At 70.0% G+C, this 12,488-nt stretch carries 12 protein-coding genes and 1 tRNA gene; 9 read left to right on the forward strand and 4 right to left on the reverse strand.

Annotated elements, in window-relative coordinates:
- Positions 1-12 precede the first annotated feature (12 nt).
- The gene (locus FE633_RS18175; RefSeq protein ID WP_138046219.1) at positions 13-1,872 is read left to right on the forward strand and encodes a putative bifunctional diguanylate cyclase/phosphodiesterase; all 1,860 of its coding nucleotides are present in this window, start codon (positions 13-15) and stop codon (positions 1,870-1,872) included.
- Between the two features lie 52 nt (positions 1,873-1,924).
- On the opposite strand, the gene FE633_RS18180 is transcribed toward FE633_RS18175, so the two are convergent.
- The 3 genes from FE633_RS18180 to FE633_RS18190 all read right to left on the reverse strand — a co-directional run bounded on the left by FE633_RS18180 (position 1,925) and on the right by FE633_RS18190 (position 4,789).
- On the reverse strand, positions 1,925-3,019 hold the full coding sequence (locus FE633_RS18180; RefSeq protein ID WP_138046220.1) for an LLM class flavin-dependent oxidoreductase: 1,095 nt from the start codon (positions 3,017-3,019) through the stop codon (positions 1,925-1,927).
- A 262-nt stretch (positions 3,020-3,281) separates the two neighbouring features.
- Positions 3,282-4,013: a maleate cis-trans isomerase family protein gene (locus tag FE633_RS18185; RefSeq protein ID WP_138046221.1), complete on the reverse strand. Its 732-nt coding sequence runs from the start codon at positions 4,011-4,013 to the stop codon at positions 3,282-3,284.
- Positions 4,010-4,789: a maleate cis-trans isomerase family protein gene (locus tag FE633_RS18190; RefSeq protein ID WP_138046222.1), complete on the reverse strand. Its 780-nt coding sequence runs from the start codon at positions 4,787-4,789 to the stop codon at positions 4,010-4,012. The genes FE633_RS18185 and FE633_RS18190 overlap by 4 nt, the downstream gene beginning before the upstream one ends.
- A gap of 241 nt (positions 4,790-5,030) precedes the next feature.
- Between FE633_RS18190 and FE633_RS18195 the strand changes: the two genes are divergently transcribed.
- Positions 5,031-6,008: a D-2-hydroxyacid dehydrogenase gene (locus tag FE633_RS18195; protein WP_171060012.1), complete on the forward strand. Its 978-nt coding sequence runs from the start codon at positions 5,031-5,033 to the stop codon at positions 6,006-6,008.
- 44 nt (positions 6,009-6,052) lie between these two features.
- Complete coding sequence (locus FE633_RS18200; protein WP_138046224.1) at positions 6,053-7,468, forward strand: amidase; 1,416 nt, start codon at positions 6,053-6,055, stop codon at positions 7,466-7,468.
- Positions 7,469-7,479: 11 nt separating this feature from the next.
- Here the strand turns inward: FE633_RS18200 and FE633_RS18205 are convergent, their stop codons facing one another.
- Positions 7,480-7,980, reverse strand: a complete 501-nt coding sequence (locus FE633_RS18205) for a DUF3830 family protein (protein ID WP_119103874.1) — start codon at positions 7,978-7,980, stop codon at positions 7,480-7,482.
- Between the two features lie 96 nt (positions 7,981-8,076).
- Between FE633_RS18205 and ehuB the strand changes: the two genes are divergently transcribed.
- From ehuB to FE633_RS18235, 6 genes are all read left to right on the forward strand, one after another.
- Positions 8,077-9,000: an ectoine/hydroxyectoine ABC transporter substrate-binding protein EhuB gene (ehuB, locus tag FE633_RS18210; RefSeq protein WP_246113683.1), complete on the forward strand. Its 924-nt coding sequence runs from the start codon at positions 8,077-8,079 to the stop codon at positions 8,998-9,000.
- Between the two features lie 2 nt (positions 9,001-9,002).
- A complete protein-coding gene (gene ehuC, locus FE633_RS18215; protein WP_171060018.1) occupies positions 9,003-9,761 on the forward strand; it encodes an ectoine/hydroxyectoine ABC transporter permease subunit EhuC in 759 nt (252 codons plus the stop codon).
- A complete protein-coding gene (gene ehuD, locus FE633_RS18220) occupies positions 9,758-10,405 on the forward strand; it encodes an ectoine/hydroxyectoine ABC transporter permease subunit EhuD (RefSeq protein WP_138046227.1) in 648 nt (215 codons plus the stop codon). Before ehuC ends, ehuD begins: the two co-directional genes overlap by 4 nt.
- Positions 10,395-11,219, forward strand: a complete 825-nt coding sequence (gene ehuA, locus FE633_RS18225) for an ectoine/hydroxyectoine ABC transporter ATP-binding protein EhuA (RefSeq protein ID WP_425473187.1) — start codon at positions 10,395-10,397, stop codon at positions 11,217-11,219. Before ehuD ends, ehuA begins: the two co-directional genes overlap by 11 nt.
- A 250-nt stretch (positions 11,220-11,469) precedes the next feature.
- Positions 11,470-12,228, forward strand: coding sequence for an IclR family transcriptional regulator (locus FE633_RS18230; RefSeq protein WP_138046228.1), 759 nt, complete (start codon positions 11,470-11,472; stop codon positions 12,226-12,228).
- Between the two features lie 102 nt (positions 12,229-12,330).
- Positions 12,331-12,404 (forward strand) — tRNA-Lys (locus FE633_RS18235).
- Positions 12,405-12,488: the final 84 nt, after the last annotated feature.

Raw genomic sequence — 12,488 nt, forward strand, 5'->3', positions numbered from 1 at the left:
CGGGAGCGAACGGTGAGCGGAACGTCCGATGGACCGGCGCCTGCGGCAGACCTCGCCCGGTCAGTCGTAACAGAGAGTGACAACGAGTCACCTCCGCACAAACGGACGCCCCCTGCTGCCGATGCCCCCGCACAACCGGGCGTCGAGGCCCGCACCTTCCGCGCCACCTTCGCCGCCGCGCCCCTCCCGATGGCCGTCGTCGACCGCGAGGGCCTGGTCGTCACGGCCAACGACACGCTGGCCGCGCTGCTCGGCGCGGGCCCGGGCGGCCTCACGGGCCGGATCGCCGCCGACCTGGTGGACCTGGCCTCCGACGCCCGCACCTGGCACGCCTACCGCGAGGTGCTCCGCGGCCGCCAGGCCAGACTTCGCTGCACCCGGCGGCTCAAGCATCCCGACGGCCACTCGCTCTGGGTCCAGGTCACGGTCTCGCCACTGCCCGAGGAGGAGCGGGCCGTGCTGCTCTCCGTCTCGGACATCAGTGCCCGCCACGAACTCCAGGCGCGCCTGCGGCACCTGCAGATGCACGACCCGGTGACCCGTCTGCCCAACCGCACCCTGTTCTTCGAACGCCTGTCGGCCGCGCTGGAACCGGAGGCGTACGAGGAGTCCGGCACCGGCAGGATCGGGCTGTGCTATCTGGACGTCGACGGGTTCAAGGCCGTCAACGACACGCTCGGCCATCGCGTCGGTGACCGGCTTCTCGCGGCCGTCGCCGAGCGGCTGACGCGCTGCGCGGACGAGGCCGGGCACGCGAGGACGGCCACGCCGCTGGTGGCCCGGCTCGGCGGCGACGAGTTCGCGCTGCTGGTCGAGGACTCCACGGGTACGGAGCAGCTGGCGGAGCTCGCCGAGTCCGTACTGGGGTCCCTCCAGGCGCCCTTCGACCTCTCCGGGCAGCGGCTCTCGGTCTCGGCCTCGATCGGGGTCGTCGAGCGGCGCGCCGCCGGCACCACCGCGACCGGTCTGATGCAGGCCGCCGACACGACGCTGTACTGGGCGAAGGCCGACGGAAAGTCCCGCTGGACGCTCTTCGACCCGGAGCGCAACGCCCACCGCATGACCCGCCAGGCGCTCTCCTCCGGCCTCCGGCCCGCCATCGAGCGAGGTGAATTCGCCCTGGAGTACCAGCCGTTGGTGGGGATGGAGGACGGCGGCGTCCACGGAGTCGAGGCGCTGGTCCGCTGGAACCATCCTCAGTTCGGCACCTTGACGCCGAATCGGTTCATCGGACTTGCGGAAGAAGACGGCTCGATCGTGCAGCTCGGGCGCTGGGTGCTGGCCACCGCCTGCAAGCAGGCGCGCCGCTGGCAGCTGGACCATCCGGACGTGCCGCCGGTCTTCGTGAGCGTGAACGTGGCGGTGCGTCAGGTCTGGGACTCGGACCTGGTGGCGGATGTCGCGACGATCCTCGCGGAGACCGGACTCGCCCCGCACCTCCTGCAGTTGGAGCTCACCGAGTCGGCCGTGATGGGCTCCGCCGGCCGCCCGCTCCAGGCCCTGCAGGCGCTCAGCGACATGGGCGTACGCATCGCCATCGACGACTTCGGCACCGGGTACTCGAACCTCGCCTACCTCAGCCGCCTCCCCGTCTCCGTCCTGAAGCTCGACGGCTCCTTCGTGCGCGGCTTCCAGTACGAGGACGCGGGCGACCGTGCCAACCCGGCCGACGAGGTCATCGTCGAGGCCCTCATCCAACTCGCCCACCGCCTGGGCCTGACGGTCACCGCCGAGTGCGTGGAAACCTCCGGGCAGGCCTCCCGCCTGCGCCGCATCGGCTGCGACACCGGTCAGGGGTGGCTGTACTCCCGCCCGGTGGCGCCGGATCGTATCTCCGCACTCCTGACAGCGGAGGACTGCCCGCAGACCTGACCCTGCTCAGGACTGACCTGCCGAGGCCCGACCCTGCCGAGTCGGGCCCTTCTCAGGCCTGAGCCCGCGGCAACCCGTAGGCATCCGCGATCAGTTCGTACGAGCGCAGGCGCAGGTCGCCGTTGTGGGCATGGCTGGTGATCATCAACTCGTCGGCGCCGGTGCGCTTGTGCAGGTCGTCGAGGCCGGAGCGGACCTCGTCCGCCGTGCCGTGGATGACGTTGGAGTTCCAGCTGTCGACGAACTCCCGTTCCATCGGGCTGAATTCGTAGGCCTCGGCTTCCTCCGGGGTCGGCACGAGCCCGGGGCGGCCGGTGCGCAGGCGGACCATGTTCAGGGCCGCGGCCAGGATCTGGCGGCGGGCCTCCTTCTCGTCGTCCGTCGCGAGCGCGGAGACGCCGATGAGGGCGTACGGGGCGTCGAGGACCCCCGAGGGCTGGAACGACTCCCGGTAGAGGTCCAGGGCCGGGATCGTGTTCTGCGCCGAGAAGTGGTGCGCGAAGGCGAAGGGGAGGCCGAGCGTTCCGGCGAGGCGGGCACTGAAGCCGGAGGAGCCGAGCAGCCAGACCGGTGGGCGGTGCGGCGACTGGACGCCGCCGGGAGAGGTGCCCTGGATGGGGCCCGGGACCGCGTGGACACGGGCGTACCGGTGGCGGTCCGGGAAGTCGTCGTCCAGGAAACGGGTCAGCTCCGCGAGCTGCTCGGGGAAGTCGTCGGCGCCTTGTCCGAGTTGCTCGGTACGGCGCAGGGCCGCGGCCGTGGCGCCGTCCGTGCCCGGGGCGCGGCCCAGGCCCAGGTCGATACGGCCCGGGGCCATGGCTTCGAGTGTGCCGAACTGCTCCGCGATGACGAGGGGGGCGTGGTTGGGCAGCATGACGCCGCCCGAGCCGAGGCGTATGCGGGTGGTGTGAGCGGCCAGGTGCGCGAGGATCACGGCCGGGGACGAGGAGGCCACGCCCGGCATCGAGTGGTGCTCGGCCACCCAGTAGCGGTGGAAGCCGCGGGACTCTGCGAGGCGGGACAGCTCGACGCTGGTACGGAGGGCGTCGGTGGCCGTGCGGCCCGCTCCGACGGTGACCAGGTCCAGGACGGAGAGGGGGACGGGGGTGGATCCCTGTGCCGTGCCTCGGATCTCGTCTGCCGCCATGGTGAATGCCTCCTGTTCGGTACGCCGCGGGGTTCGCGGTCCCCGCGGCAACTGAACAGAGGGCGGTCACGGTTTGTTCCGCCCCCGCCCATTCCCATCCCCTGGGGCTCCGCCCCAGACCCCGCTCCTCAAACGCCGGAGGGGCTGAATTCTTCAGCCCGTCCGGCGTTTGAGGACGAGGCCGCTAGGCCGATACGGGGGTCTGGGGGCGGAGCCCCCAGGAACAGGATGGGACGGGTAGGGGCGGCGGGGGCGAGGAAACCTACACCTGAACGATCGGCTCCTTCGTGAACAGTGCCCCCAGCTGTGGCGCGTTCACCCGGCGGTCAGCCAGCCGCAGCGCCTCCCAGACCGTCACCTGGTTGGCGGTGAGGACCGGCTTGGACAGGGCCTTCTCAAGGGCCGGGATGTAGGACGCCGTATGGAGCGCGGTGTCGGGAAGCAGCACCGCGTCCGCGTCGGGATGGTCCCCCTCCCGGGCGAGCGCGAGCACCTCGTCCTCGCCCCACGTCCCGACCTCCGCGGCGGTGATGATGCCGCTGCCGCGCACGGAGACCACCTCCAGCCCCGCGTCCTTCAGGAACGCGACGAACAACGAGGCCACGTCCTCCGGATACGTCGCCGCGACAGCGACCCGCTCGACGCCGATCTCCCGTGCCGCGTGGGCGAAGGCGAAGGACGTGGAGGAGGCCGGCAGGCCCGCCGCCAGGGCAAGGGAGCGCACCTGTTCGTGGGCGCCCTGCCAGCCGTACACGAAGCTGGCGCTGGTGCACGCCCAGACCACCGCCTCGGCCCCGGACAGGCGCAGCTCCTCGACCCCGGCGGCCAGCCGGTCCGCCGAGCCCATCTCCAGGAGGGCGTCGACGCGGTGGGCGTCCTCGCCGATGTCCGTGTGCACCAGCGGGAGGCGGATGTCGCTGCCCAGGAGCTGCTCGATGCGCGGATAGTCGTCCTCGGCCGAGTGGCCCGGGTAGAGGAATCCGAGAGCCGTCATGCCCAACCTTCCTGTTCTTCCGGCAGTACAGGATCCTGCCGCGCCGTCTGGTCTATCAGCGCCTGATAGGACCCCACCGCCCGCGTACCCAGATGGCGCAGGGCAGCCCACATCGTCACCTGGTTGGCCGAGAGCACCGGGATGCGCAGTTCCGCCTCCAGCTGCGGGATCACGTCGTACGTGGGGAGATTGGTGCAGCTGATGAAGAGCGCGTCCGCGGCTCCGCGTACCGCGCCGCGGGCCATGTCGACCACGTCCCGGTACGGAACCTTCCAGATGTGCCGGGTCAGGCCCATGTAGGCACGCCCGGTGACCTGGACGCCCGCCTCCGCGAGGTAGTCCTCCAACGACTGGGTCACGGAGACCGTGTAGGGCGTGACCAGGGCGATGCGGCTGGCGCCCACTTCCCGGAGCGCTGAGAGCAGGGCGCCGGAGGTGGTCAACGACGGCACCGCGCCCGCGCGCGTCATCGCCTCGCACATCGCGCGCTCGCCCGCGATCCCGCCGACGAAGCTGCCCGACGTACAGGCGTACGCGACGATCTCGGGCTCGACCGCGTTCAGCGCGCGCACCGCCTCGCCGAGAGTCTCGTGCTCACTGACCAGCCGCGCGAGGTCGAGGCTGACCTCGACGGGCACAAAAGGGGTGCGGGTCAGGTGCAGCGACACCCCGTCCGGAACCCAGCGCCACAGTTCGCGATCGAGGGCGAAGTCGAAGGGCGCGACGACGCCCACACCCCTTTGAGGGTGTGGTCCACCAAGGAAGGAGACGTCCATGAGCAGGCCCCAAACTCAAGAAGTTCGTGTGGTGAAGACCGGCCGTGGGCCGGGGGACACAAGCCGGCGCATGCCGGGACGTCGGGACAGGGTATGGGCCGCTTCAGGGCCCATGTTGACGAAGGTAGGTTCGGGTGCGAGCGTGGTCAATCCGCGCATCTCAGACGGCTGATTTCAATTTCCCGCAACTGTGCCCCGACTCCAGAGAAGCGGATCCTCATTGCGAAATGATTTCTCCCCGATGACCACCCCCACACCCTCACGGATGGCCGAAAACAGGACGACTCTGCTGGTGCTGGACGCGGAGCCCCTCCCGCGGCTCGGCCGGCTCACCGGGCGGGTCCGGATCGAGCACGCGGACGAGTCGACGCTGGCCTCGCTCCTGCCCTCGGCGGACGTCCTGCTGGTCTGGGACTTCGCCTCGCACGCGGTACGCCGTGCCTGGCCCGGCGAAGGGCCGCGGCCTCGCTGGGTGCACACGGCGAGCGCGGGCGTGGACCATCTGATGTGCCCGGAGCTCGCCGCGTCCGACACGGTGGTGACGAACGCGCGTGGTGTCTTCGACCAGCCGATCGCCGAGTACGTGGCCGCGCTCGTCCTCGCGATGGCCAAGGATCTCCCGCGTACGTGGGAGCTTCAGCGGGCGCGGGAGTGGCGGCACCGTGAGTCGCAGCGGGTCGCGGGCACGCGCGCGTGTGTCGTGGGTTCGGGGCCGATCGGGCGGGCGATCGTGACGACGCTGGAGGCCCTCGGCATCACCACGGCGTTGGTGGGTCGCACCCCGCGCGCCGGTGTCCACGGCCCCGAGGAGCTCGACCGGCTGATCGCCCGCGCGGACTGGGTGGTGTCGGCGGCGCCGCTCACGGAGGAGACGTACGGGATGTTCGACGCGCGGCGCTTCGGCGTCATGCAGCCGTCCGCCCGCTTCGTCAACGTCGGGCGCGGGCAGCTCGTCGTCGAGGACGCGCTCGCGCGGGCCCTGTCGACGCACGGGATCGCGGGGGCGGCGCTCGATGTCTTCGAGCACGAGCCCCTCGGCCCCGAAAGTCCGTTGTGGGAGGTCCCGGGCTTGATCGTGTCGCCCCACATGAGCGGGGACACGATCGGCTGGCGGGAAGAACTGGGTACACAGTTCGTGGAGTTGTACGAGCGCTGGGAGGCGGGCGAGCCGCTACCGAACGTGGTCGACAAGCAGCGTGGGTACGTACCCGGGCACTGAACCTCCCCGGGTACTCCGGGGGCAGCGAACGTCCTGGAGGGCGGATGACCGACTTCACCGAGCTGACCGCGCTACAACTCGTCGAGGGCTACCGCAAGGGCGAATTCAGCCCCGTGGAGGTGGCGCGAGCCGCGCTGCGGAGGGCCGAGGAGGTTCAGCCTTCCGTGAATGCTTTCGTGCGCCTCGATGTTGACGAGGCACTCACCCAGGCGAGTGAATCCGCCGAGCGGTGGCGGCGGGGCGAGCCGGCCGGGCTCGTGGACGGGGTGCCGGTCACGGTGAAGGACATCCTGCTGATGCGGGGCGGTCCGACCCTGAAGGGCTCCAGGACGGTGCGCGCGGAAGGGCCCTGGGACGAGGACGCGCCCTCCGTGGCCCGGCTGCGCGAGCACGGCGCCGTCTTCCTGGGCAAGACCACGACGCCCGAGTTCGGATGGAAGGGCGTCACGGACTCACCGCAGGCCGGGATCACCCGCAATCCGTACGACGTGTCACGTACGTCGGGCGGGTCGAGCGGGGGCGCGGCGGCGGCCGTCGCGCTGGGCGCGGGGCCGCTGGCCCTGGGCACGGACGGCGGCGGCAGTGTCCGTATCCCCGCCGCGTTCTGCGGGATCTTCGCGCTGAAGCCGACGTACGGGCGCGTGCCGCTGTATCCCGCGAGCGCCTTCGGGACGCTCGCGCACGTCGGGCCGATGACGCGGGACGCCGCCGACGCGGCTCTCACCCTGGACGTGATCAGCGGCCCGGACGCCCGCGACTGGTCCGGGCTCGGGCCGGCGCCCGGCTCGTTCACGGACGTGCTGGACGGCGGTGTGCGGGGCCTGCGGATCGCGTACTCGCCGTCCCTCGGCGGGCAGGTCGCGGTACGGCCCGCCGTCGCGGCGGCCGTACGGCGCGGGGTGGAGGGCCTGGCGTCCCTCGGTGCGTTCGTCGAGGAGACCGACCCGGACTTCGCCGACCCCGTGGAGGCCTTCCACACCCTGTGGTTCAGCGGTGCCGCCCGGGTGACCCAGCCCCTCGGCCCCCACCAGCGGGAACTGCTCGACCCCGGGCTGCGGGAGATCTGCGGACTGGGGGCGCGGTACTCGGCCCTCGACTACCTCGCCGCCGTCGACGTCCGCATGGAGCTCGGCCGCCGTATGGGGCGCTTCCACGAGACGTACGACCTGCTGGTGACCCCGACGCTTCCGCTGACGGCCTTCGAGGCGGGGGCGGAGGTCCCGCGCGGCTCCGGCCATCACCGCTGGACCGGCTGGACCCCGTTCACCTACCCGTTCAACATGACCCAGCAGCCCGCGGCCTCGGTGCCGGTGGGCGTGGACGAGTCCGGCCTCCCGGTGGGGCTGCAGATCGTGGCGGCACGCCACCGGGACGACCTCGTCCTGCGGGCGGCTCACGCGCTGTACGAGGCGGGGGTGGCCGGTGTGGCTCCCCCGCCGTACCCGACCGCGGTGGGCTAGGGGGTTTCTGTCTAGGACTTCCGGAAGCTCAGCGTCTCCCCGAGGGCCCCGGCGCGCCACAGGTCGTTGCACGCCTCCGCCATCGCTTCCAGGCCCTCCACCACCTGCCCCCACACGATGCCGGGCACCCAGCCCACATCGCCGTTGAGGAGGAGGTTGTTGCGTTCGTAGAACAGTGCCAGGTCGATCACCGGGGTGCCGGCCTGGACACCGGAGGTGTCGGAGTAGCCGTAGGACTGCGTGCCCAGTTGGGTGCCGGAGAAGGAGAAGTAGCAGAGGTCGCCGGGGATGGGGGTGACGGTCGGGTTTTCCAGGGGTGGCTCGGCGGGGGCGAAGGCGGGCAGGAGGGTGTAGATCTCGTTGCGGGCGTACTTGGCGTGGTAGACGTCGCTGCCGAGGGGGAGCGCGTTCCACACCGCCTCACAGGTGATCGGGGCTCGGTCGTCGAGGAGCTTTGCCGTGCAGTGGACTCCCCGCTTGACCAGGGAGACTTCGATGTAGCGGTCTGCCATGGACCCATGGTCCACCCGCGGTCAAGAGCGCGTCGGTAGCGACCGGGGCCAAAAGTGATCCGCATAACTCGCATGAAGTCGGGTAGCCGCGCGCCCATGGCTCGACCACACGCAAACCGATCAGGAACCGACAACGGACCCAGAGGTCTCAGTCGCCGCTCACTGCTCGCCGGAGCGGTGTCGCTGGGCGCGGCGGGCAGTCTCGGAGTGGCCGGCTGCAGCCGCGTCCCCGAAGAAGGAAAGGTGCTCGGAGGCAGCCTGCTGGACACCCTGCGGGACCAGGGATCCGTGAAAATCGGCATAGCCAGCGAGCCACCCTTCGGTTATGTGGGTGACGACGGGCAGGCCACCGGAGAGGCTCCCGCGATCGCCGAGGTGATCTTCAAGAGGCTCGGCATCGACGAGGTCAAGCCGGTGCCGGTGGACTTCGGCGCACTCATTCCCGGGCTGAAGGCGCGTCAGTTCGATGTGGTGTCCGCCGGGATGTACATCATGCCCGACCGATGCGCGCAGGTGCTGTTCGCCGACCCGGACTACCTGATGCTGGACGCCTTCATCGTCAAGAAGGGGAATCCGCACGGCATCAAGACGTATGAGGACGTCAAGAAGAAGGGTCTCAAACTCGCCTCCGGCAAGGCCTACGCCCAGATCGACTCCGCCAAGGCCGCGGGCATCAGTAACGTCCTGGTCCTGCCGGACCAGGTGGCCGGCCTCGACGCGGTGGCCCAGGGGCGGGTGGACGCCTTCGCGGGTACCCGCATCACGTGCGCGGACGCGGTGAAGGGATCGGGCCGCGTCTCGTCGACCGAGCCCTTCCAGCCCATGGTGGACGGCAAGCCCGCCTATGGCGCGGGCGGGTTCGCCTTCCGGCTGTCCGAGCAGAACTTCCGTGACGAGTTCAACGCGGAACTGCTGAAGCTCAAGAAGAACGACTACAAGGAACTTCTCGAGATCGTCGGCCCCTTCGGCTTCAACATGGCCGACATGACCGACCTCACGGCGAAGGAGCTGTGCGGCTGATGATGAGCTCGGAGTTCTTCACCACCTGGTTCCTGCCGGGTATCTGGGTCACGATCCAGGTGACGGTGTACGCCGCCGCACTCGGCGCGGTCGTCGCGTTCGGGATCGGTCTCGCACGCTCTTCGCAGTACTGGATCGTCCGATTCCTCGCCGGGGTCTATTTCGAGATCTTCCGTGGCACGTCAGCCCTGGTGCTGATGTTCTGGATGTTCTTCGCCCTGCCGTTCTTCGGCTGGCAGTTGGTGCCCATGTGGGCCGGCGTCAGCGCGCTCGGCCTCACCTACGGCGCCTACGGCTCCGAGGTCGTCCGTGGCTCCCTGGCCGCCGTCACCCCGGCGCAGAAGGAAGCGGGCATCGCGCTCAACTTCACCCGCTGGCAGCGGCTGCGCCTCATCGAACTGCCCCAGGCGTGGCCCGAGATGGTGCCGCCGTTCAACAACCTGCTGATCGAGCTGATGAAGGGCACCGCCCTGGTCTCCGTCATCACGGTGGCCGACATGACCTTCGCCGGCAATCTGCTCCGGCTGGGCACCAATGAGACCACCCCGATCTACACCCTGCTGCTGGTCCTCTACTTCGTTCTCGCCTTCCTCATCACCCGCGGTATGCGGATGCTGGAGCGCAAGGCGAAGGCCGGGATCGGGCAGCGGCCGGAGAAGCGGGGCGGGATCACCGCGAAGCTCAGCGCCCGCGGCGAGACCGTGCAGGCCGGCTCACAGTCGGCCGGCGGGGCCGGCACCGTGGCGGGAGGTATGGGATGAACTGGGATTGGCAAGTCGTCGACGACTTCATGCCGCGGTTCTGGGACGGCGTGATCGTCACGCTGCAGGCCCTGGCCATCGGCACTCTGATCGCCTTCGCCCTGGGCCTGGTGTGGGCTCTGGCACAGCGGTCCTCGCAGGTCTGGGTGCGCTGGCCGGTGGTCGCCGTGACGGAGTTCATCCGGAACACGCCGCTGCTGGTGCAGCTCTTCTTCCTGTTCTACGTGGTGCCCAACTTCGGGCCGTCGATGTCGCCGCTCACGACCGGCATCCTCGGGCTCGGGCTGCACTACTCCACGTACACCGCGGAGGTCTACCGCGCGGGCATCGACGGCGTCCCCGCCGGCCAGTGGGAGGCCGCCACGGCGCTGAGCCTGTCCAAGGGCCGTACGTGGCGTGCGGTGATCCTTCCCCAGGCGATCCGCCGCGTCGTCCCGCCGCTGGGCAACTACGTCGTCGCCATGCTCAAGGACTCCCCGATGATCGCGACGATCGGCGCCTTCGACATGCTCGGCGAGGCCCAGGCCTTCAGCAACGAGACCTTCACCACGGAGGCGCTCACCGTCGTGGGTGTGGCCTTCATCGTCATCGCCTACCCCGCTTCCCTCCTGATCCGAGCCCTGGAGCGACGTCTTGTCCGCTGACACCCCTCTGCAGAACGACCATGACGGCAACGAGAACCCATCGGTGGACGGCAGCGAACTGATCCGGTTCGACAAGGTCACCAAGCGCTTCGGCAGCAACGTCGTCCTCGACGAGCTGGACTTCTCGGTGGCCTCCGGCAAGCACGTGACGCTGATCGGCCCGTCCGGCTCCGGCAAGACGACGATCCTGCGTCTGCTGATGACCCTGCTCAAGGCCGACGAAGGCACGATCAAGGTCAACGGCGACTACCTCACCCACGAGCAGAAGAACGGCAAGCTGGTCCCGGCCGGCGAGAAGCACATCCGCGAGGTCCGCAAGAACATCGGGATGGTCTTCCAGCAGTTCAACCTGTTCCCGAACATGAAGGTGCTGCGCAACATCACCGAGGCGCCGGTCACCGTCCTGGGCCTGTCCAAGGACGAGGCCGAGCAGCGGGCGCGCGAGCTGCTGGACATGGTGGGGCTCAGCGACAAGGCCGACGCGTATCCGACGCAGCTGTCCGGCGGGCAGCAGCAGCGGGTGGCGATCGCCCGCGCGCTGGCGATGCGCCCGCAGGTGCTGCTGCTCGACGAGGTGACGTCCGCGCTCGACCCGGAGCTGGTCGCGGGAGTCCTCGACGTGCTGCGCGACATCGCGCACACCACCGACATCACGATGCTCTGTGTGACCCACGAGATGAACTTCGCGAGGGACATCTCGGACCAGGTCCTGATGTTCGACTCGGGGCGGGTCCTGGAGTCCGGATCACCGGAGAAGATCTTCGGCGATCCCGAGCACGAGCGGACCCGGGAATTCCTCAGCGCGGTCCTGTGACGCCTTTTCCTTGCTCGTGAGGGCGAAGGAGGGCCGACCGCCTTCACTCCTCGTAGTCGCCCGAGGCCGGACGGTCATGGCATGACTGTGGCATATGCCAGAGTGGCGCGTTCCTGCTGACAGAGCCGGGACGCGCCACTAATGTCGTCAACAGGCCCTCCCTCCACGGCCCTTGGCGTCTATCGTGGAGGCAGCCCGGTAGCCCGGGCTGCCCTGAGGGGAACGCGGGCCGAGAAGCGCAGGGGGAACCGTGGCGCTGATGCACGAGCCGACCGCGCCGTACCACTCGGCCCAGGACGCCCTCCGCGTCCTGGAGGCCATGGCGCGGCACACCACCGGCGTCACCGACGCCGAGCTCGCCCGGCGGACCGGCCTCGGCACGGAGCGGCTGACCACGCTCCTGCGGATGCTGAACCGGGAGGGGTACGTCGAGCGGGCCGCCGACGGTACGTACGTCACCGGGGCCGCGCTCAGCAGGCTGACGTCCACGCACGGCCGCGACCGGGCCCTGCGCGAACAGCTCCAGCACAACCTGGAGCGGCTGCGCGACTCCGTGGGCGCCGCCGTCTACATCAGCCGGTACGTCGACGGCGAGATCCACGTCACCCAGTGCGCCGACAGCCCGAGCACGCCCGCCGTGAACGAGTGGGTGGACTTCCGCTCCGCGGCCCACGCCAGCGCGATCGGCAAGAGCCTGCTCGGCCAGCTCGATCTGAACGCCCGCCGCGACCACCTCTCCCGCCACAAGATGGCCCGCCTCACCTCGCGCACCATCACCAGCGAGCGGCTGTTCCTGTCCCGGCTCGACGCCCAGGCACCCAGCGTGCCGGTCCTCGACCTCCAGGAGTACGCGATCGGCACGGTGTGCGCGGCGGTCCCCATCACGGCCGGCTCGGCCGTGGGCTGTCTGGCCCTCTCCCTGCCCGTCGCGCACGCCCACCGCCTGCGCGCGGCGGCGGACACACTGAACCGGGGCGCCGCTCCCGTACTGCTGTCCCTCGCGATCTAGCCGCCGGTCATCCGGGCCATCGGGCAATGGTCCGGAGCACCCCTTCGGACCAGGTAGTATTTTCTCTGTCGCCGCCCGCGGAAGCGGGTGGGCGGGAGTCATGCGCCGCTAGCTCAGTTGGTTAGAGCAGCTGACTCTTAATCAGCGGGTCCGGGGTTCGAGTCCCTGGCGGCGCACGATGACGATGGCGGGGTATGTTCGCAAAACGCGCGAACATACCCCGCCATCGTCGTTACTGCGCGGCTTCGCCGCGCGCTGTG

This window comes from Streptomyces montanus (assembly GCF_005786655.1).
GTDB lineage: Bacteria > Actinomycetota > Actinomycetes > Streptomycetales > Streptomycetaceae > Streptomyces > Streptomyces sporangiiformans.

What these genes read in the sequence shown, in the direction of transcription:
- ehuC (WP_171060018.1), top strand. Translation starts at nt 9,003, where the DNA reads ATGAGCTCGGAGTTCTTCACCACCTGGTTCCTGCCGGGTATCTGGGTC.
- ehuB (WP_246113683.1), top strand. Translation starts at nt 8,077, where the DNA reads ATGGCTCGACCACACGCAAACCGATCAGGAACCGACAACGGACCCAGA.
- FE633_RS18180 (WP_138046220.1), bottom strand. Translation starts at nt 3,019, where the DNA reads ATGGCGGCAGACGAGATCCGAGGCACGGCACAGGGATCCACCCCCGTC.
- FE633_RS18185 (WP_138046221.1), bottom strand. Translation starts at nt 4,013, where the DNA reads ATGACGGCTCTCGGATTCCTCTACCCGGGCCACTCGGCCGAGGACGAC.
- FE633_RS18200 (WP_138046224.1), top strand. Translation starts at nt 6,053, where the DNA reads ATGACCGACTTCACCGAGCTGACCGCGCTACAACTCGTCGAGGGCTAC.
- FE633_RS18205 (WP_119103874.1), bottom strand. Translation starts at nt 7,980, where the DNA reads ATGGCAGACCGCTACATCGAAGTCTCCCTGGTCAAGCGGGGAGTCCAC.
- FE633_RS18195 (WP_171060012.1), top strand. Translation starts at nt 5,031, where the DNA reads ATGACCACCCCCACACCCTCACGGATGGCCGAAAACAGGACGACTCTG.
- ehuD (WP_138046227.1), top strand. Translation starts at nt 9,758, where the DNA reads ATGAACTGGGATTGGCAAGTCGTCGACGACTTCATGCCGCGGTTCTGG.
- FE633_RS18190 (WP_138046222.1), bottom strand. Translation starts at nt 4,789, where the DNA reads ATGGACGTCTCCTTCCTTGGTGGACCACACCCTCAAAGGGGTGTGGGC.